Source organism: Streptomyces sp. BR1 (assembly GCF_052373795.1).
In the GTDB taxonomy this organism is placed as follows: domain Bacteria; phylum Actinomycetota; class Actinomycetes; order Streptomycetales; family Streptomycetaceae; genus Streptomyces.
The window spans coordinates 1,254,830-1,275,212 of record NZ_CM126252.1 but is presented as its reverse complement, the minus strand read 5'-3'; the positions used below and the strand labels follow the sequence as shown (position 1 = coordinate 1,275,212).

Sequence of the window (20,383 nt, the reverse complement as noted above, 5' to 3'; positions counted from 1 at the left end):
CCGATGACCACCGCCCTCACCACCCGCCCCGCGCTCACCGTCACGGCCTGGCGCGACTACGACCCCGAGGCCTGCGTCCTGCGCGGCATGGACCTCGGGGAGCTCGAACTGACCGGTCCCGTCGACGCCGAGAGCGACGGGCTGTGGGAGCTGGGCGCCCGCCGCGTACGGCTCGCGCGGCCCGTGGACCTCTCCGGAGTCGGGGACCCGGACACGGCCGAACATGCCGTACGCGCCCTCAGCCTGGTCCGGGACCTCACCGCCCGGGCCGTCCTCGTCGAGTGGGAGCTGCTGCTCGATGCGGCCGCGTCCGACGACGCCTGGCGGGCGCTCGGCCACCTCCAGCCGCCCCGGCGCCTCGAAGGTCCCGGGGAGGCGGCCCAGATGCTGGAGTCCTGGCGGCGGGGCCACTATCTGGGCAAGTGCCTGTGGCGCCAGGGCCCGGGGTTCGTCCAGATCCGCGACCGCCGCTGGGGCGATCTGCGCCGCTTCACCGCGGACGAGCCGGAGTACCGCCGGGCCATCGCGGACCTGTCCTACGGCGCCCCGGCCGCCGACGTCCCCACGGCCGTCCTCGCCGACTTCCTGGGCGAGCAACTGGTCCTCAGGGTCGGCGAGCTGGCGTGGTGGCTCCCGTACCGGGTGAGCCGCTGGCTCCAGGAGGGGATGGTTCTCTGACGATACGTCAGACCAGCAGCCGCCGTCGGCACTCCGCCACATCGAAGTCGCCCGCCGGATACTTCGGGTCGAGCTCGCGCAGCTGCTCCAGGAGCAGCCTGCTGATCGCCCAGTTCCGGTACCACTTGCGGTCGGCGGGGACCAGGTACCAGGGGGCCACGTCCGTCGAGCACCGCTCCAGAGCGATCTCGTACGCCTTCTGATACGCGGGCCACAGCGCCCGCTCGTCGATGTCGCCCGGGTTGAACTTCCAGTGCTTCTCGGGGTTGTCGAGCCGTTCGAGCAGTCGGCGGCGCTGCTGCTCGTAACCGATGTGCAGAAAGACCTTGATCACGCTCACCCCGTCGTCCGCGAGCGACTCCTCGAAGCGGCTGATCTGCCCGTAGCGGCGGCCCAGTTGGCGGTGCGGGACGAGTTCGCGGACGCGGGCGATCAGGACGTCCTCGTAGTGCGAGCGGTCGAAGATGCCGATCTCGCCGGGCTGCGGCAGCGCCCGCATGATCCGCCACAGGAACGGGTGGTTCAGCTCTTCCCGGGTGGGCGCCTTGAACGACCTGATGCGGCAGCCGGACGGGTTGAACAGGCCGATGACGTGCTTGACCGTGCCGCCCTTGCCGCTGGTGTCCATGCCCTGGAGCACGAGCAGGACCCGGCGCCGGTCGCCCGCCGTGCTCGCCGCGAACAGCCGCTCCTGGAGCTCGGCCAGCTCCTCGCCCATTCCGGCGGTCGCCGCCAGCCCCTCGGCCTTGCCCTTGGGCCCGCCCGGAGTGGCGTCGGCGGGATACGCGGTCAGGTCGACCGGCTTGCCCACCGGGATGCGCAGCAGCGAGCGGAGATCCTGCCGCCCGGGCTTCTTCTTGCCCTTCTTGGCCACTGCGCACCCCTTCGGTCGGTTCCCTCGATCGTGCGACGGAACGGAACGCGGCGCGAGCGCTAATGGGCGAACGGGCCCGTCACCGCGAAGGTCGTCCCCGGTGTGTAGCAGTTGACGTACATCGTCCGCCGGTCGGGCGCGAAGGTGACCCCCGCGAACTCGCCCCATTCGGGGCTTCCCGGTTTCCCGATGTCTTGGCGGCCGCGTGCCATCGCGTACACCTCGCCGCGCCGGGTCAGGCCGAAGACGTGCTGGGCCCCGTTGCCGTCCTCGCACACCATCAGCCCGCCGTCCGGCGCGAGGCAGATGTTGTCGGGGGAGTCCCCGGGCAGCTGGACGTCGGTGCCCGGGCCGAAGACGACCACGAGCGTGAGCCGGTTGCGGCGCGGCTCGTAGCGCCACACCTGGCCGAAGTGGTCGGCGCCCGCGCCCTCGGCCACGCGCGCGTAGCTGGAGACGAAGTAGACGCAGTCGCCGCCCCAGTAGCAGCCCTCCAGCTTCTGCGCGTGCGTGATGCCGCCCGGGCCGAAGTCCTGGAACCGGACCGGGGTGTCCCGGGCGAGCGGATCGGGCACCGGCACCCACTCGATCCCCTCGAAGCGGGCGCCGGGCCGCTGGACCACGGAGAGGTCGGGCACGTCCGGTACGCGCATCGCGGTGAGCTCGCCGCCCGCACGCAGCGAGCCCGTACCGCCCAGCGGCCGGTTCGGCAGGAAGCGGTAGAAGAGCCCGAAGGGCTTGTCGAAGGCGTCCTCGGTCTCGTACACGGCACCGCTGCCCGGGTCGATCGCGATCGCCTCGTGCTGGAAGCGGCCCATCGCGGTGAGCGGGACGGCTCCGGTGCGGTGCGGATCGGCGCCGTCGACCTCGAAGACGAAGCCGTGGTCCTTGGTGTAGCCGTTGGTGCCGGCCCGGTCCTCGGTCTCCTCGCAGCTGAGCCAGGTGTTCCAAGGGGTGCGCCCACCCGCGCAGTTGACGGCGGTGCCGCTGAGGGCGACCCGCTCGGAGAGCACCCGGTTGTGCGCGTCGAGGTCGAGGGCCGTACAGCCGCCCTTGCCGCCCGGGTCGTAGACGAGTCCGGCGACATGCGGGACGGGAATCGCGGCGGTGACCCGGTTCTCGTGGTTGCGGACCAGCCGCACCCCGCCGCGCCGGCCCGCGAACGCGGCCATGCCGTCGTGGTTGCTGGGCACCCGGCCCTCGCCGGAACGCAGCGGATCGCCCTCACGGGACAGCACCCGGTAACGGAATCCCTCGGGCAGATCGAGCAGCCCGGCCGGATCGGGAATCAGCGGGCCGTACCCGCGACGACTGGCGGCGGCCGACGCCGGTCCTCCGGCGAAGAGCTCGGTCACCGCACCCGTGAAGGCGATCGCGGCCGCCGAGGCGCCGGTGCGGGCCAGCAACTGACGTCGTGTTGCTCCTGCTTCGGACATGAGGCAACTCCCCTGTTGGCGGACAGGAAGACGTGACCCGCATGATCAAATCACGCGTTCGGTGATCCGTGAATCATGCGGGTCGTGTCGCCTCGAAGTGGCCGAATCCGGCCGTAACCCGGGCAGTTGCCAGGGCGAGATCCGGCCACGGTTCAGGCTGTCGCGCAGCCCGGCCGGGGCGTGCGTCAGACCAGCTCGGCCGAGAGCGTGATCGTCGTGCCCGTCAGCGCCTGGCTGACCGGGCAGTTCTTCTTGGCGTCCTCGGCGGCGGCCTGGAAGCCCTGCTCGTCCAGGCCCGGCACCTCGCCGCGCACGGTGAGGTGGATGCCGGTGATGCCCTCGCCCGGCTGGAACGTCACGTCGGCCTTGGTCTCAAGCCGGGTGGGCGGGTTGCCCGCGCCGGTCAGGGCGTGCGAGAGGGCCATGGAGAAGCAGCTGGAGTGGGCCGCCCCGATGAGCTCCTCCGGGCTGGTCTTGCCGTTGGCCTGCTCGGCGCGGGACGCCCAGCTGACCGGCTGCGAACCGATGCCGGACGAGTCGAAGGTGACGGTGCCCGAGCCCTTGATGAGCTCGCCTTCCCAGACCGTGTGCGCCGTACGCGTGGTGGCCATGATGTTTCCCTTCTGGTGGCTAAGGGGGATTTGGGCCCCCCGTGCGCCAAACCTACTGCCCCACAAGGCCCTTCGCGTCGCGGGCGAGGGCGGTGAGGCGGGAGATGGCCCGGAAGTACTTCTTGCGGTAGCCGCCGTTCAGCATCTCGTCACTGAACAGCTTGTCGAACGGGACGCCGGAGGCCAGCACCGGTATCTCACGGTCGTACAGGCGGTCGGCGAGCACCACGAGCCTGAGCGCCGTCGACTGGTCCGGAACCGGCTGCACATCGGTGAGGCACACCGCCTTCACCCCGTCGGTCATCGCCCCGTAACGGCTGGGGTGGACGCGCGAGAGATGGTCGAGCAGTCCGGGGAAGTCGTCGAGCGCCGCGCCCTCGGTCGCGTACGCCGTCTTGGCGACCTGCTCGTCGGAGTACGGCGGCGGGGCCTCGGGCAGCCCCCGGTGGCGGTAGTCCTCGCCGTCGATCCGCAGTGGCTTGAAGTGCGCGGACAGGCCCTGGATCTCCCGCAGGAAGTCGACAGCCGCGAACCGGCCCTCGCCGAGCTTGCCGGGCAGCGTGTTGGAGGTGGCGGCCAGCGCGACCCCCTCCTCGACCAGCTTCGCGAGCAGCGAGGAGACCAGGACGGTGTCGCCCGGGTCGTCGAGCTCGAACTCGTCGATGCAGAGCAGCCGGTGCCCGCTCAGGGTGCGCACGGTCTGCTGGAAACCCAGCGCGCCGACCAGGTTGGTCAGCTCCACGAAGGTGCCGAAGGCCTTGAGCGCGGGCTCGGCCGGGGTGGCGTGCCACAGCGAGGCCAGCAGATGCGTCTTGCCGACGCCGTACCCGCCGTCGAGGTAGACTCCGCGCGGCGCGACGGGCGCGGCCGGCTTGCGGCCGAACCACTTGCGGCGCCCGCTCCCGGTGGCGTGCGCCCCGCCCAGACCCGCCGCGAAGGAGCTGAGGACCGTGACGGCCTCGCGCTGACTGGGCTGGTTCGGATCCGGTACGTACGTCTCGAAGCGGACCGAGTCGAACCGCGGCGGCGGCACCATCTCGGCGACGAGACGGTCGGCGGGGACATGCGGCTCGCGGGCGCAGAGCGAGAGCGGGGCCGCTTCGATTATCGGGCTGGTCGACACAGTTCCCCACTGTATGCGCCGTGTAAGACTGCACGGATGCGACGCCTGTTCCCTGTGACCGACCAGACACCGTCCGAGCCGGAGGGCGAGTGGTCGTTCGACGCGCTGGCCGAGGCCTACGCGTACCCCAAGACGGACGGCCCCTGGTTGCGGGCCAACATGGTCTCCTCGCTCGACGGCGCGGGCCAGCACGAGGGCCGCTCCCAGCCGCTGTCCTCCGACACCGACATGCGTATCTTCGGCACGCTGCGGGCGCTGGCCGATGTGGTCGTGGTCGGCGCGGAAACGGTACGCCAGGAGGGTTACCGCCCGGCCAGGGCGCGGGAGGCCTTCGCGGCCCGGCGCGAGGCGGCGGGCCAGGGCCCGGTCCCGGTCATCGCGGTGGTCACGGCCAGCCTCGACCTGGACTTCGGCCTGCCCCTCTTCACCTCGCCGCTCGTCCCCACCCTCGTCCTCACGGGGGCCGCCGCGCCCCCGGAGCGGGTGCGCGAGGCCGAGCTGGCGGGCGCGGGGGTGGTGGTCGCGGGCGACGGGCCCGGCGTGGAGCCCGCCCGGGCCGTCGAGGCGCTGGCCGGGCGCGGTCTGCGGCGCATGCTGACGGAGGGCGGGCCCCGGCTGCTCGGCCAGTTCGTGGCCGCGGGAGTCCTCGACGAGCTCTGTCTGACGGTGTCCCCGCTGATGACGGCGGGCACCGCCCAGCGCATCGCGGGCGGACCCCCGGTGAGCGTCCCGGAACGCTTCGGCCTGGAGTCCCTGCTGGAGGAGGCCGGGTTCCTCTACACGCGTTACCGTCGGATCTGACAATCAGCGGAATTTGCCGTTCCGGTTAGCTTCCGGTGGGCACACTTACTCACGCAGACCCCGTGCGGGCACGGGGAAGGATGGTTTCCGCAGGGGCCGGGCCGCCGCCGAAGAGGATTCGAGGCGGCACCGGCCACGGAGAGAAGAGAAGGGCGCCTGTCGTGTTCACAAGCGTTTTGATGATCGAGAAGCCCCTGACCTCCGTCGACGTGGAATTCGTCACCACCCTGCACGGCGACGAGCCGGTCTCCTTCGTCGTCCTGATGCAGCCCAGGGGCGACCAGGACCGGCTGCTGCGCGCCATCGACGACGTGGCGCTCGGCGAGCTCGACGAAGCCGTCCACGAGGCCGACGAACCCGAGGGCAGCGAGGCCCGCCAGCCCGCCGAGGTGGGCCTGCAGTACTCGCTGAGGGTCCTGCGCGACCAGGGGTGCGAGGCCGTGGGCCAGATCGTCGAGGACCACCCCCTGGACCTGCTGAAGTCCGTCGTGGACGAGGTGAACGCGGACGAGGTGATCGTGCTGACCGCGCCGCACTACGTCGAGGAGTTCTTCCACCGCGACTGGGCCTCGCGCGCCCGCCACAAGGTCGGCGTACCGGTCCTGAAGCTGTTCGCACACAGCGAGGAGGCGCACAGCGAGCAGTGAGCCCTGGCTTTGCGTGCGGCGCTCGCGGCCTCTGCGCAGCGCTTGGCGACGGGCGTGCGCCGCTCAGGGCGCGGCCCCGAGGGCGAGCCACCGCGCGCGTGGCGAGCGCCACCGCACGACGAGCGGTGCCGGACCGCGACCGGCCGGACACCGAATAGGCTGATGCTCAACCCTGTACGTCGCACCCCCGGGAGACACACGCAATGGCACCCGCGATTCCCACCGCCATGGAACGGCCGCACTTCATCGGCATCGGCGGTGCCGGAATGTCGGGGATCGCGAAGATCCTGGCCCAGCGCGGTGCCAAGGTCGCGGGCAGCGACGCCAAGGAGTCCGGCACGGCCGAGGCGCTGCGGGCGCTCGGCGCGACCGTCCACATCGGGCACGCCGCCGACCACCTCGCCGTCGACGCCAGCTGCGTCGTCGTCTCCAGCGCCATCCGCGCCGACAACCCGGAGCTCGCCCGCGCGGCCGAGCTCTCCATCCCGGTCGTCCACCGCTCCGACGCGCTCGCGTCGCTCATGGGCGGCCTGCGCGCCATCGCCGTCGCCGGCACCCACGGCAAGACGACCACCACCTCGATGCTGGCCGTCGCCCTCACCGAGCTGGGCCTCGACCCCTCGTACGCGATCGGCGGCGACCTCGCCGGACCCGGCACCAACGCCCGCCACGGCGAGGGCGACATCTTCGTCGCCGAGGCGGACGAGAGCGACCGCAGCTTCCAGAAGTACGACCCCGAGGTCGCCATCGTCCTCAACGTCGAGCTCGACCACCACGCCAACTACGCCTCGATGGACGAGATCTACGACTCCTTCGAGACCTTCGTCGGCAAGGTCGTCCCCGGCGGCACGCTCGTCGTCGCCGCCGACCAGCCGGGCGCCGCCGAGCTGACCCGCCGGGTGCGCGACCTGTCGTCGCTGAAGGTCGTGACGTACGGGGAGGACCCCGAGGCGGACGTACGCGTCCACAAGGTCACCCCGCGCGGCCTGACCAGCGAGGTCACCGTGCTGCTCGGCGGCAAGTTCCTCACCTTCACGGTCTCGGTCCCGGGCCGCCACTACGCCCACAACGCGGTGGCCGCGCTCGCCGCCGGTGTCGCCCTCGGCATCCCGGCGCACAACCTGGCCTCGGCGCTCGGCAAGTACACCGGCGTCAAGCGCCGCCTCCAGCTCAAGGGCGAGGCGGCCGGCGTGCAGGTCATCGACTCGTACGCGCACCACCCGACCGAGATGACCGCCGACCTGGAGGCGATGCGCTCGGCCGCCACCGACTCGCGGCTGCTCGTGGTCTTCCAGCCGCACCTCTTCTCCCGTACGCAGGAGCTGGGCGCCGAGATGGGCCGCGCGCTCGCCCTGGCGGACGCCTCGGTCGTCCTCGACATCTACCCCGCGCGCGAGGACCCGATCCCCGGCATCACCAGCACGCTGATCATCGACGCGGCCCAGGCGGCAGGCGCCGACGTCACGGCCGTCCACGACAAGGCGACCGTGCCGGACGTCATCGCGGGAATGGCCAGGCCGGGAGACCTCGTTCTCACCATGGGCGCGGGCGACGTGACGGACCTGGGCCCCGAGATCCTGGCCCGTCTGTCCAACTGAGGGAGTCCCTGCCATGTCGTACGAGGTCGAGAAGCCGGACGAGCAGTGGCGCGCGGAGCTGAGCCCGGCGGAGTACGCCGTGCTGCGGCAGGCCGGCACGGAGCCCGCCTTCGTCGGTGAGTACACGGACACCAAGACGAAGGGCGTCTACTCCTGCCGGGCCTGCGGCGCCGAGCTCTTCACTTCGGAGACCAAGTTCGCGTCGCACTGCGGCTGGCCGTCGTTCTTCGACCCGAAGGACACGGACGCGGTCGAGCTGATCGCGGACAACTCGCACGGCATGGTCCGCACGGAGGTGCGCTGCGCCCGCTGCGGCTCGCACCTGGGCCATGTCTTCGAGGGTGAGGGTTACCCGACCCCTACGGACCAGCGGTACTGCATCAACTCGATCTCGCTGCGGCTGGAGCCGGCGCCGGATGAGGCCTGAGCGGGTCGGCCCGGCCTCGGCCGGGCCGACTGGTGCCGAGTTGACGTGAGTTCAACGGGCGCGTAGTGTTCTCCGAGTTGTCACGGAGCCGGAACGGTTCTGCGACAGCCGTCCGCCGCAGACTTGCGGCAACCCAACTCCGCACGACCTCCCGACCGGGATGAATTTCGGCATGCCGAATTCCATTTCGAACGGAGTGGAAGTGTACTGGTGGATCGGATGACTCGCTCGATTAGGAGTCGCCCGGGAAATCAGCTAGAGTCTGGGACGTCGGAACGGCCCAACAGCCGGAAAGACAAAACGACTTGAACCTGGGAGACCGGGAATCGGACACGAAAGAGTCTGATAGAGTCGGAAACGAAGGAAGCGCCCGGAGGGCCCGGAAACGGGAACAAAGGAAGCGTCCGTACCTTGAGAACTCAACAGCGTGCCAAAAGTCAACGCCAGATTGACAACCCCGGCCTGCCAGTGATGGTGGGTTGGAGGTTCCTTTGAAAAGTCCATCCGCTTGCGGGTGGCAACAACACAGCGAGGACGCTGAGGACAACTGGTCATATTCCGACCGGGTTGTTCCGCTCTTTCGTGTGTGTGCACCGGATTACCGGTAAACATTCATGGAGAGTTTGATCCTGGCTCAGGACGAACGCTGGCGGCGTGCTTAACACATGCAAGTCGAACGATGAAGCCCTTCGGGGTGGATTAGTGGCGAACGGGTGAGTAACACGTGGGCAATCTGCCCTTCACTCTGGGACAAGCCCTGGAAACGGGGTCTAATACCGGATACGACCTGGAAGCGCATGCTTCCGGGTGGAAAGCTCCGGCGGTGAAGGATGAGCCCGCGGCCTATCAGCTTGTTGGTGGGGTAATGGCCTACCAAGGCGACGACGGGTAGCCGGCCTGAGAGGGCGACCGGCCACACTGGGACTGAGACACGGCCCAGACTCCTACGGGAGGCAGCAGTGGGGAATATTGCACAATGGGCGAAAGCCTGATGCAGCGACGCCGCGTGAGGGATGACGGCCTTCGGGTTGTAAACCTCTTTCAGCAGGGAAGAAGCGCAAGTGACGGTACCTGCAGAAGAAGCGCCGGCTAACTACGTGCCAGCAGCCGCGGTAATACGTAGGGCGCAAGCGTTGTCCGGAATTATTGGGCGTAAAGAGCTCGTAGGCGGCTTGTCACGTCGGATGTGAAAGCCCGGGGCTTAACCCCGGGTCTGCATTCGATACGGGCTAGCTAGAGTGTGGTAGGGGAGATCGGAATTCCTGGTGTAGCGGTGAAATGCGCAGATATCAGGAGGAACACCGGTGGCGAAGGCGGATCTCTGGGCCATTACTGACGCTGAGGAGCGAAAGCGTGGGGAGCGAACAGGATTAGATACCCTGGTAGTCCACGCCGTAAACGTTGGGAACTAGGTGTTGGCGACATTCCACGTCGTCGGTGCCGCAGCTAACGCATTAAGTTCCCCGCCTGGGGAGTACGGCCGCAAGGCTAAAACTCAAAGGAATTGACGGGGGCCCGCACAAGCAGCGGAGCATGTGGCTTAATTCGACGCAACGCGAAGAACCTTACCAAGGCTTGACATATACCGGAAAGCATTAGAGATAGTGCCCCCCTTGTGGTCGGTATACAGGTGGTGCATGGCTGTCGTCAGCTCGTGTCGTGAGATGTTGGGTTAAGTCCCGCAACGAGCGCAACCCTTGTTCTGTGTTGCCAGCATGCCCTTCGGGGTGATGGGGACTCACAGGAGACTGCCGGGGTCAACTCGGAGGAAGGTGGGGACGACGTCAAGTCATCATGCCCCTTATGTCTTGGGCTGCACACGTGCTACAATGGCCGGTACAATGAGCTGCGATGCCGTGAGGCGGAGCGAATCTCAAAAAGCCGGTCTCAGTTCGGATTGGGGTCTGCAACTCGACCCCATGAAGTCGGAGTTGCTAGTAATCGCAGATCAGCATTGCTGCGGTGAATACGTTCCCGGGCCTTGTACACACCGCCCGTCACGTCACGAAAGTCGGTAACACCCGAAGCCGGTGGCCCAACCCCTTGTGGGAGGGAGCTGTCGAAGGTGGGACTGGCGATTGGGACGAAGTCGTAACAAGGTAGCCGTACCGGAAGGTGCGGCTGGATCACCTCCTTTCTAAGGAGCACAGTACCGATTGCAGGCAAATGTTCTGCACGGTCAGCTCATGGGTGGAACGTTGACTATTCGGCATCATCACCTGGTTGTTCCCAGTACTGCTTCGGCGTGGAACAGAACAGACCAGGGGTTGAGGCCGGGCACGCTGTTGGGTGTCTGAAGGTGCGGCCGGTAAGGCCAAAGTCTTCAGTTGCCGGCCCCAGTGCACTCACTACTTGTTGGTGGGGTGATGGGTGGCTGGTCGTTGTTTGAGAACTGCACAGTGGACGCGAGCATCTGTGGCCAAGTTTTTAAGGGCGCACGGTGGATGCCTTGGCACCAGGAACCGATGAAGGACGTGGGAGGCCACGATAGTCCCCGGGGAGCCGTCAACCAGGCTTTGATCCGGGGGTTTCCGAATGGGGAAACCCGGCAGTCGTCATGGGCTGTCACCCATGCCTGAACACATAGGGCATGTGGAGGGAACGAGGGGAAGTGAAACATCTCAGTACCCTCAGGAAGAGAAAACAACCGTGATTCCGGGAGTAGTGGCGAGCGAAACCGGATGAGGCCAAACCTACGACGTGTGAGACCCGGCAGGGGTTGCGTCGTGGGGGTTGTGGGATCTCTCTTTCACAGTCTGCCGGCTGTGAGACGAGTCAGAAACCGTTGATGTAGGCGAAGGACATGCGAAAGGTCCGGCGTAGAGGGTAAGACCCCCGTAGCTGAAACATTGACGGCTCGTTTGAGAGACACCCAAGTAGCACGGGGCCCGAGAAATCCCGTGTGAATCTGGCGGGACCACCCGCTAAGCCTAAATATTCCCTGGTGACCGATAGCGGATAGTACCGTGAGGGAATGGTGAAAAGTACCGCGGGAGCGGAGTGAAATAGTACCTGAAACCGTGTGCCTACAAGCCGTGGGAGCGTCGCATACGTGCTTGCACGTATGTCGTGACTGCGTGCCTTTTGAAGAATGAGCCTGCGAGTTAGCGGTGTGTAGCGAGGTTAACCCGTGTGGGGAAGCCGTAGCGAAAGCGAGTCCGAACAGGGCGATTGAGTTGCACGCTCTAGACCCGAAGCGGAGTGATCTAGCCATGGGCAGGTTGAAGCGGAGGTAAGACTTCGTGGAGGACCGAACCCACCAGGGTTGAAAACCTGGGGGATGACCTGTGGTTAGGGGTGAAAGGCCAATCAAACTCCGTGATAGCTGGTTCTCCCCGAAATGCATTTAGGTGCAGCGTCGTGTGTTTCTTGCCGGAGGTAGAGCACTGGATAGGCGATGGGCCCTACCGGGTTACTGACCTTAGCCAAACTCCGAATGCCGGTAAGTGAGAGCGCGGCAGTGAGACTGTGGGGGATAAGCTCCATGGTCGAGAGGGAAACAGCCCAGAGCATCGACTAAGGCCCCTAAGCGTACGCTAAGTGGGAAAGGATGTGGAGTCGCAGAGACAACCAGGAGGTTGGCTTAGAAGCAGCCACCCTTGAAAGAGTGCGTAATAGCTCACTGGTCAAGTGATTCCGCGCCGACAATGTAGCGGGGCTCAAGCGTACCGCCGAAGTCGTGTCATTGCAGCATGAGGGCCAACGCCCGCTGTGATGGGTAGGGGAGCGTCGTGTGCCGGGTGAAGCAGCAGCGGAAGCTAGTTGTGGACGGTTCACGAGTGAGAATGCAGGCATGAGTAGCGATACACACGTGAGAAACGTGTGCGCCGATTGACTAAGGGTTCCTGGGTCAAGCTGATCTGCCCAGGGTAAGTCGGGACCTAAGGCGAGGCCGACAGGCGTAGTCGATGGACAACCGGTTGATATTCCGGTACCCGCTTTGAAACGCCCAATATCGAATCAGGCGATGCTAAGTCCGTGAAGCCGTTCCGGACCCTTCGGGGAAAGGAAAGTGGTGGAGCCGACGAACCAGACTTGTAGTAGGTAAGCGATGGGGTGACGCAGGAAGGTAGTCCAGCCCGGGCGGTGGTAGTCCCGGGGTAAGGGTGTAGGGCGCTGTCTAGGCAAATCCGGACAGCATGAAGCCTGAGACCTGATGCCGAGCCGATTGTGGTGAAGTGGATGATCCTATGCTGTCGAGAAAAGCCTCTAGCGAGTTTCATGGCGGCCCGTACCCTAAACCGACTCAGGTGGTCAGGTAGAGAATACCGAGGCGTTCGGGTGAACTATGGTTAAGGAACTCGGCAAAATGCCCCCGTAACTTCGGGAGAAGGGGGGCCATCACCGGTGATGAGTCTTGCACTCTGAGCTGGGGGTGGCCGCAGAGACCAGCGAGAAGCGACTGTTTACTAAAAACACAGGTCCGTGCGAAGCCGTAAGGCGATGTATACGGACTGACGCCTGCCCGGTGCTGGAACGTTAAGGGGACCGGTTAGTCACATTTCGGTGTGGCGAAGCTGAGAACTTAAGCGCCAGTAAACGGCGGTGGTAACTATAACCATCCTAAGGTAGCGAAATTCCTTGTCGGGTAAGTTCCGACCTGCACGAATGGCGTAACGACTTCTCGACTGTCTCAACCATAGGCCCGGTGAAATTGCACTACGAGTAAAGATGCTCGTTTCGCGCAGCAGGACGGAAAGACCCCGGGACCTTTACTACAGTTTGATATTGGTGTTCGGTTCGGCTTGTGTAGGATAGGTGGGAGACTGTGAAGCAGCCACGCCAGTGGTTGTGGAGTCGTCGTTGAAATACCACTCTGGTCGTGCTGGATGTCTAACCTGGGTCCGTGATCCGGATCAGGGACAGTGTCTGATGGGTAGTTTAACTGGGGCGGTTGCCTCCTAAAGAGTAACGGAGGCGCCCAAAGGTTCCCTCAGCCTGGTTGGCAATCAGGTGTTGAGTGTAAGTGCACAAGGGAGCTTGACTGTGAGACCGACGGGTCGAGCAGGGACGAAAGTCGGGACTAGTGATCCGGCGGTGGCTTGTGGAAGCGCCGTCGCTCAACGGATAAAAGGTACCCCGGGGATAACAGGCTGATCTTCCCCAAGAGTCCATATCGACGGGATGGTTTGGCACCTCGATGTCGGCTCGTCGCATCCTGGGGCTGGAGTCGGTCCCAAGGGTTGGGCTGTTCGCCCATTAAAGCGGTACGCGAGCTGGGTTTAGAACGTCGTGAGACAGTTCGGTCCCTATCCGCTGTGCGCGTAGGAATATTGAGAAGGGCTGTCCCTAGTACGAGAGGACCGGGACGGACGAACCTCTGGTGTGCCAGTTGTCCTGCCAAGGGCATGGCTGGTTGGCTACGTTCGGGAGGGATAACCGCTGAAAGCATCTAAGCGGGAAGCCTGCTTCGAGATGAGTATTCCCACCTCCTTGAGAGGGTAAGGCTCCCAGTAGACGACTGGGTTGATAGGCCAGATGTGGAAGCCTCGTAAGGGGTGGAGCTGACTGGTACTAATAGGCCGAGGGCTTGTCCTCAGTTGCTCGCGTCCACTGTGTTTGTTCTGAAATAACGAACAGCTGTGTCAATGCCAGCTTCGTTAATTTCATAGTGTTTCGGTGGTCATAGCGTTAGGGAAACGCCCGGTTACATTCCGAACCCGGAAGCTAAGCCTTTCAGCGCCGATGGTACTGCAGGGGGGACCCTGTGGGAGAGTAGGACGCCGCCGAACAATCATTGCGGGAAGCCCCGCACCATGATCCGCAAGGATTAATGGTGCGGGGCTTTTCTGCGTTCCGGCATCATCGACGGCTGCCACCCGTCTAGCCTGGGGCCCCATCGTGCCGTACGAGCGAGGAGCCCCGAGAATGACGCAGCACGCGGCAGACGGTCACCACGAGATCCAAGTGCGAGGAGCACGGGAGAACAACCTCAAAGGTGTCGACATAGACATCCCGAAGCGGCGGTTAACCGTCTTTACCGGCGTATCGGGCTCCGGCAAGTCCTCGCTGGTCTTCGGCACCATCGCCGCCGAGTCGCAGCGGCTGATCAACGAGACGTACACCGCCTTCGTGCAGTCCTTCATGCCCAGCGCCGCCCGCCCGGACGTCGACGCCATGCACAATCTGACCACGGCCATCGTGCTGGATCAGGAGCGGATGGGCGCCAATTCGCGCTCCACCGTGGGCACCGCCACCGACGCGTTCACCATGCTCCGGATCGTCTTCAGCCGTCTCGGCGACCCTCATGTGGGAACGTCGAGCGCCTTCAGCTTCAACACCCCCGAGGGCATGTGCCCGCGCTGCGAGGGGATGGGCGAGGTCACCGCCATGGACCCCGACCAGCTCGTCGACCGGGAGAAGTCCCTCAACGAGGACGCGATCACCGTCCCCAACATGGGCGTCAGCACCTACAACTGGGAGACCTTCGCCAGCACCGGCCTGTTCGACCCGGACAAGAAGCTCAAGGACTACACCGACGCCGAGTGGGAGGACTTCCTCTACAAGCCGGCGACCAAGGTGAAGATCGGCACCAAGAGCTTCAACTACGAGGGCCTGGTAGTGAAGATCCAGCGGGTCTACCTCAACAAGGACCGCGAGGCCATGCAGTCGCACATCCGCGCCTTCGTGGACCGGGCCGTGTCCTTCGCGGACTGCCCTGACTGCGGAGGCAGCCGCCTCAGCCAAGCCGCTCTCGGCTCCCGTATCAACGGCGTGAACATCGCCGAATGCGCGGCCATGCAGATCAGCGACCTCGCCGCGTTCGTACGAGGGCTCGACGAGCCGTCCGTCGCCCCGTTGCTCGCCAACCTCATCGGCCTCCTGGACTCCCTCGTCGAGATCGGGCTCGGCTACCTCAGCCTCGACCGGAGCACTGGCACCCTCTCCGGCGGCGAGGCCCAACGGGTCAAGATGGTGCGCCACTTGGGCTCCAGCCTGACCGATGTGACGTACGTGTTCGACGAGCCCACCACCGGACTGCACCCGCACGACATCGCCCGGATGAACGACCTGCTGATCCGGCTGCGGGACAAGGGCAACACGGTGCTGGTGGTCGAGCACAAGCCCGAGGTCATCGAGATCGCCGACCACGTCGTCGACCTCGGGCCGGGAGCGGGTCAGCACGGCGGCGAGATCTGCTACGGCGGCGACGTCGCCGGGCTGCGCGCTTCCGGCACGCTGACCGGCCGACACCTCGACCACCGGGCACGGCTGCGCGAGACGTTCCGCAAGCCGAGCGGCCACCTCTCGATCAAGGGCGCGGCCCAGCACAACCTCCGCGACGTCGACGTGGAGATCCCGCTCGGCGTCCTGACCGTCGTCACCGGTGTCGCGGGCTCCGGCAAGAGCTCGCTGATCCACGGCAATCTGGCCGGGCGCGACGGTGTGGTCGTCGCCGACCAGTCACCCATCCGCGGCTCCCGGCGCAGCAACCCGGCCACGTACACCGGACTCCTGAACCCGGTCCGTAACGCCTTCGCGAAGGCCAACGGCGTCAAGGCCGCACTGTTCAGCGCCAACTCCGAAGGCGCCTGCCCGACTTGCAACGGCCTCGGCCTGATCTTCACCGATGTGGCGATGATGGGCCAGGTCACCTCGGTGTGCGAGCAGTGTGAGGGCCTGCGGTTCACGCCCGAGGTGCTGACGTACACCCTGAACGGCAAGAACATCAGCGAGGTGCTGGGCATGCCCGTGGAGGAGGCGGTCGAGTTCTTCCCCTCCGGTCAGGCACACGCCATCGTCTCCCGCCTGGCGGACGTCGGCCTCGGCTATCTGCGCCTCGGCCAGCCGTTGAACACCCTCTCCGGCGGTGAGCGCCAGCGGCTGAAGCTCGCGATCCACATGGCGGAGGACCGCTCGGTGTACGTCTTGGACGAGCCGACCACCGGCCTCCACCTCGCCGACGTCGACCAACTGCTGGCCCTGCTCGACCGGCTGGTCGATTCCGGCAACACCGTCATCGCCATCGAGCACCACCAGGCGGTGATGGCCCACGCCGACTGGATCGTGGACCTCGGCCCCGGGGCCGGCCACGACGGCGGCCAGGTCGTCTTCACCGGCACCCCGGCCGAACTGATCTCGGATGCGGATACTTTGACTGCGCGTCACCTCCGTGAGTACGTCGCCTAGGTTGTTGGTCCTGCTCTAGTGATCGGGATAGGGCCGCTGCGGAGCGGGAGTTCTGTCAGGTGGCGGCGCCGGGAGCCTCGGGCACAGACGCACCCGGCGCCGCCGTCACTGCGGCCTCAGCCTCCTTCGCCAGCTCGGCGCAGCCCGCGCGGCCCGCCGGAGTCAGCCGCCGGAACAACTGCTCGCCGGTGGCGTAGGCGGCGGAGGCGAGGACGGGCATCCCCGCGTTCCCGGCCGCTATCGCCAGCCGGAAGTGCTCCCCGACGACGCTCATCCCCAGACCATAGTTATGCCAGCCCTGGGCACTCGTGTCCTCGGCCGCCTCCGGACCGGCCTTCGGTATGGGGATGTCGAGCGCGGTCTGTACCGCGTCCGACCCCGCCGCCGAGCCCGACCCCGATCCGGGAGCCGTCTCCGGATCGCCCGCCCCGAGCGCGGTCACCACTCCGCGCAGCGCCGCCGCAGCCGATTCCAGTGCCTCCCGCTCCCGTTCCAGCCGGGCGAGCGTGCATCCCTCCGATGCCCTGTTCCAGGCCGTGTCCTGGAGCGAGACGTAGAGCTTCTGGGCGCGGGCGGCCTGGGCCAGGTCGCCGATCAGCTCCAACTCGTGGCTGAGGGTGCGGAGCCGGGGCCGGTCGGCGCCCGAGTACGGCCCGGGCTTGTGCCCCGAGCGCAGGGCGCGCAGTATCTCGGCGTCCGGCCCGGTGTCGTCGAGCATCCGTATCAGCGCGGCCCGGGCGTGCTCGATGAGCCCCTGGCGGGCAGCGAGCGCGATCCAGGCCAGCTCGCCCTCGTCGTCCGGGTCCGTGCCGTACTCGGACTCGTCGAGGTCCCGCGCCCAGGCTGCCAGCGCCGCCGCATCCTGCGGCATGCCACCGAGGCCGCACCACGTGTCGTACGTCGTCTCATGGACCTCGCGCAGCAGCGGCAGATCCTCCGGCAGTCCGTGCAGCCCCACCAGCACAACGGCGAGGCGCAGTTCGTCGCTCATCCCGGCCTCGTCCGCCTCGCGCTTCATCAGCAGGCGCAGGAACGGCAGATCCTCTTCGCTGCGGTCGTACTGCGCCGCCCGCAGCACCACCGCCCTGCGGGTGTCGTCCCCGGCCACGTCCTCCCAGGCGGCGGGGTCGGTCCGCAGCAGCGCCAGGTCCGCGCGGCCCGGACCGAGCACGGTCTCCCACAGCGGCGGACGGGGATGCCGGTCCAGCGGCTCGTAGGCGAGCAGTTCATCGGCGTTGAGCAGCAGGTACTCGGGCTCGGTGTGGATCAGGGCGTCGTACAGCCGGGCGACCAGCTCGGTGGGGGAGCGGTCGGGCAGCCCGAGCCCGGCGCGCAAGTCGGCCCGGAAGGTGGCCAGTTCCGGAACGTACTCAAGGACCTCCTCCTCCAGCTCGGCCAAGTCGTCCCGGATCCGTTGCTCGCCGTCGGGATCGTCCGCCGGGGCCAGCGAGACGCAGTCGTGCCAGGACGGCAGCCCGATGATCACCTCCAGCGCCTCGGTGACACTGTTACCGATCAGCCCGGCCTGGCCTTCCGACGATGCGTACAGCACGCGCCCGCCGTCGCACACGAAGTACGTGCCGCCGGTGTCGTCGCCCGCTATCGGCACCAGCGAGCCCCCCGAGGCCAGCCGGACCGCTTCCACATGATCGGCCCGGTCCAGGTCGAAGTTGAAGGGGTACGCGGCCAGTTCGGCCAGGTCGGGTCGCTGTCGCAGCAGGTCGAGTGCGTGATCGGTCATGTCACAGAACGTAACAGCCTCCACTGACAACGCCGTTGCGCAGCCGCTGCCCGGGCCCGCTCGCGGTGGGATCCGCGCAGGTGGCAGGGCTGGAGCAGAGGTTTTCCACAGGTTCCCGGGCTGCGGGGTTCTACACGGGCTGGAGCAGGTCCCAGCGGTTGCCGTACAGGTCCTCGAAGACCGCGACCGAGCCGTACGCCTCGTGCCGGGGCTCCTCCAGGAACCGCACCCCGGCCGCCGTCATCCGGGCGTGGTCGGCCGCGAAGTCCTCGGTGTGGAGGAAGAAGCCGACCCGGCCGCCGGTCTGGGCGCCGATGCTCGCGCGCTCGGTCTCGTTCTTGGCGCGGGCCAGCAGCAGCGACGCGGTGCCGGTGCCGCGCGGCCGGACCACCACCCAGCGGGAGCCGTCGCCGCGGTCGGTGTCCTCGACCAGTTCGAAGCCGAGTGCGTCGGTGTAGAAGGCGATGGCCTCGTCGTAGTCGCGGACGACGACGGCAATGAGTGCGATGTGGGACATGGGGCGAGGTTATACGTATGACTCAGGCCGAGCCAAGCCGCCACGAAACGGAACACGCTCGGTACTGGAATCCGAAGCCTGTTCGGTGCTGGAACAATGCCGCGCATGGAGCCCGTCCACCTCGATCGTCTCGTCGAGCGCGCCCGGCTGCTCGCCGTGCCCGGCCGCCGATGCATCCTCGGCATCGCCGGGCCGCCCGGAGCCGGGAAGTCCACCCTGGCCGATCGGCTGGTCGAACGGCTGGGAGGGCAGGCCGTGCTCGTCCCCATGGACGGCTTCCATCTCGCCCAGGCCGAACTGGTCCGCCTCGGACGTGCCGGCCGCAAGGGCGCACCGGACACCTTCGACGCCGTCGGATACGCGGCCCTGCTCACCCGGCTGCGCACCCCCGAGCCCGGCACGGTGGTGTACGCGCCCGCCTTCGACCGTTCACTGGAAGAGCCGGTCGCCGGGAGCATCCCGGTCGACCCTGAAGTGCCGCTCGTGGTGACCGAGGGCAACTATCTGCTGCACGATCAAGGTGCGTGGGCGCCGGTTCGTCGGCTGCTCGACGAAGTCTGGTACCTGGACATCGACGGGGAGGAACGGGTGCGCAGGCTCGTCGAGCGGCATGTCCGGTTCGGGAAGGCCCGCCCGTACGCCGAAGGGTGGGTCAGGGAGTCCGACGAGGCCAACGCGCGCGTAGCGGCCGGTGGCCGGGACCGCGCGGATCTTGTCGTGAGCACCGTAGGGGCTGGGTAGGCTCGGCCTTCACCGGGCGTGGGAACAGCGTAGGGATCTACCACGGGGCTACCGTGTGACCCGTGTGACGGAAGGCAGCTGACGTGGGGATATTCCGACGAGGGCCGAAGCGGGACCGGAGCGACACGCCCCGGGACGCGGAGTTCGCCTATTTCTCGGCCGACGAGGGCTCGCGGTTCCGTGCCCAGGCGCGCGAGGCGTTTGCCGAGCAGGGCCTGGAGGTGACCGTATACGCCGACTTCGTGAAGGACAGCGGCGGCCGCCAGTTCGGCCTCGGAAACCTCGCCGCGGTCTGCCACAACGACCGCCGCGGACCGCGTGTGTGGCCGGAACTGATTCGTCGCCATGTCGGCATGGTGCTGCGCACCATGGACGGGCCCTCCGCGCTCGACACCCTGTCGCCCGAGCAGATCCGCGCGCAGCTCTACCCGCGCGTGATCAGCCAGGCGGGCCTCGACCCGCAGACCTTCAGCTACGCGCGCGGTATTGCTCCCGGCCTCTACGAGATCCTCGCGCTCGACCTCCCGGAGAGCGTCATGATGCTCACCGACGAGGCGCTGGAACCGCTGGGCCCGATCCCCGAACTGCGCGCCCAGGCCCTGGCCAACCTGCGGAATCTGCCCGTCGAATCGCACGAGACCGTCAAGGGCGAGGAGGGCATGCGGTTCGAGGTCGTCGTCGGCGACTCGTTCTACACGGCCAGCCGGGTGCTGGCGCTCGACGCCCTGGTGCCGAAGCTCACCGGCCGCGAACTGACGCGGGACGGTGCCCTCGTCGCCATGCCGTTCCGCCACCAGCTCGCGTTCCACGTCATCCGCGACTCCGGCATGATCCCCGCCCTCAACGCCATGGCGTCGTTCGCCGCGTCCGGCTTCGAGGACACTCCTGGCTCCATCAGCCCCTTCGTCTACTGGTGGCGCGATGGCACGTTGACTCAGCTCAGCGACCGGGAGGACCACGGCGACGGGCTGCGCATCGTGGTTGGCGACGACTTCCAGGAACTCCTGGAGCGGCTGGTGGGGGACAGCCAGGAAGGCACCTGAGCCGTTGGCGGCCGCT

Annotated in this window: 14 protein-coding genes and 3 rRNA genes; 11 read left to right on the top strand and 6 right to left on the bottom strand. The window is 66.9% G+C overall.

Going from position 1 to position 20,383, the window contains the following annotated elements; translation table 11 throughout:
* Window positions 1-3 precede the first annotated feature (3 nt).
* Window positions 4-678, top strand: a complete 675-nt coding sequence (locus tag ACT1U9_RS05760) for a DUF5825 family protein (protein WP_444537292.1) — start codon at window positions 4-6, stop codon at window positions 676-678.
* A gap of 7 nt (window positions 679-685) precedes the next feature.
* On the opposite strand, the gene ACT1U9_RS05755 is transcribed toward ACT1U9_RS05760, so the two are convergent.
* From ACT1U9_RS05755 to zapE, 4 genes are all read right to left on the bottom strand, one after another.
* Window positions 686-1,552, bottom strand: a complete 867-nt coding sequence (locus ACT1U9_RS05755) for a PPK2 family polyphosphate kinase (RefSeq protein WP_444537291.1) — start codon at window positions 1,550-1,552, stop codon at window positions 686-688.
* Window positions 1,553-1,611: 59 nt separating this feature from the next.
* Window positions 1,612-2,988 (bottom strand): alkaline phosphatase PhoX, encoded by a 1,377-nt coding sequence (locus tag ACT1U9_RS05750; RefSeq protein WP_444537290.1) that lies wholly within the window; start codon window positions 2,986-2,988, stop codon window positions 1,612-1,614.
* A gap of 185 nt (window positions 2,989-3,173) precedes the next feature.
* Window positions 3,174-3,599: an OsmC family protein gene (locus tag ACT1U9_RS05745; protein WP_444537289.1), complete on the bottom strand. Its 426-nt coding sequence runs from the start codon at window positions 3,597-3,599 to the stop codon at window positions 3,174-3,176.
* Window positions 3,600-3,651: 52 nt separating this feature from the next.
* Window positions 3,652-4,722, bottom strand: a complete 1,071-nt coding sequence (gene zapE, locus ACT1U9_RS05740; protein ID WP_444537288.1) for a cell division protein ZapE — start codon at window positions 4,720-4,722, stop codon at window positions 3,652-3,654.
* Between the two features lie 36 nt (window positions 4,723-4,758).
* On the opposite strand from zapE, the gene ACT1U9_RS05735 reads away from it, so the two are divergent.
* From ACT1U9_RS05735 to ACT1U9_RS05700, 8 genes are all read left to right on the top strand, one after another.
* Window positions 4,759-5,523, top strand: coding sequence for a pyrimidine reductase family protein (locus ACT1U9_RS05735; RefSeq protein WP_444537287.1), 765 nt, complete (start codon window positions 4,759-4,761; stop codon window positions 5,521-5,523).
* Between the two features lie 161 nt (window positions 5,524-5,684).
* On the top strand, window positions 5,685-6,170 hold the full coding sequence (locus ACT1U9_RS05730; protein ID WP_444537286.1) for an indole-3-glycerol phosphate synthase: 486 nt from the start codon (window positions 5,685-5,687) through the stop codon (window positions 6,168-6,170).
* A 203-nt stretch (window positions 6,171-6,373) separates the two neighbouring features.
* Window positions 6,374-7,768 carry a UDP-N-acetylmuramate--L-alanine ligase gene (gene murC, locus ACT1U9_RS05725; RefSeq protein WP_444537285.1) on the top strand — a complete coding sequence of 465 codons (1,395 nt, stop codon included), beginning with the start codon at window positions 6,374-6,376 and terminating at the stop codon, window positions 7,766-7,768.
* A 13-nt stretch (window positions 7,769-7,781) separates the two neighbouring features.
* Window positions 7,782-8,195 (top strand): peptide-methionine (R)-S-oxide reductase MsrB, encoded by a 414-nt coding sequence (gene msrB / locus ACT1U9_RS05720; protein WP_444537284.1) that lies wholly within the window; start codon window positions 7,782-7,784, stop codon window positions 8,193-8,195.
* A 611-nt stretch (window positions 8,196-8,806) separates the two neighbouring features.
* A 16S ribosomal RNA gene (locus ACT1U9_RS05715) occupies window positions 8,807-10,332 on the top strand.
* Window positions 10,333-10,612: 280 nt separating this feature from the next.
* Window positions 10,613-13,733, top strand: a 23S ribosomal RNA gene (locus tag ACT1U9_RS05710).
* 77 nt (window positions 13,734-13,810) lie between these two features.
* A 5S ribosomal RNA gene (gene rrf, locus ACT1U9_RS05705) occupies window positions 13,811-13,927 on the top strand.
* Together the 16S, 23S and 5S rRNA genes form the textbook arrangement of a ribosomal RNA operon.
* 136 nt (window positions 13,928-14,063) lie before the next feature.
* Window positions 14,064-16,325, top strand: a complete 2,262-nt coding sequence (locus ACT1U9_RS05700) for an ATP-binding cassette domain-containing protein (protein WP_444537283.1) — start codon at window positions 14,064-14,066, stop codon at window positions 16,323-16,325.
* Window positions 16,326-16,380: 55 nt separating this feature from the next.
* On the opposite strand, the gene ACT1U9_RS05695 is transcribed toward ACT1U9_RS05700, so the two are convergent.
* Together ACT1U9_RS05695 and ACT1U9_RS05690 are read right to left on the bottom strand one after the other, a co-directional pair.
* A complete protein-coding gene (locus ACT1U9_RS05695; protein WP_444537282.1) occupies window positions 16,381-18,066 on the bottom strand; it encodes a hypothetical protein in 1,686 nt (561 codons plus the stop codon).
* Between the two features lie 130 nt (window positions 18,067-18,196).
* Entirely contained in the window at window positions 18,197-18,583 is a 387-nt protein-coding gene (locus tag ACT1U9_RS05690; RefSeq protein WP_444537281.1) for a VOC family protein, read from the bottom strand.
* A gap of 105 nt (window positions 18,584-18,688) precedes the next feature.
* On the opposite strand from ACT1U9_RS05690, the gene ACT1U9_RS05685 reads away from it, so the two are divergent.
* The gene (locus tag ACT1U9_RS05685; RefSeq protein WP_444537280.1) at window positions 18,689-19,324 is read left to right on the top strand and encodes a nucleoside/nucleotide kinase family protein; all 636 of its coding nucleotides are present in this window, start codon (window positions 18,689-18,691) and stop codon (window positions 19,322-19,324) included.
* A gap of 83 nt (window positions 19,325-19,407) precedes the next feature.
* Window positions 19,408-20,367: a hypothetical protein gene (locus ACT1U9_RS05680; protein ID WP_444537279.1), complete on the top strand. Its 960-nt coding sequence runs from the start codon at window positions 19,408-19,410 to the stop codon at window positions 20,365-20,367.
* Window positions 20,368-20,383: the final 16 nt, after the last annotated feature.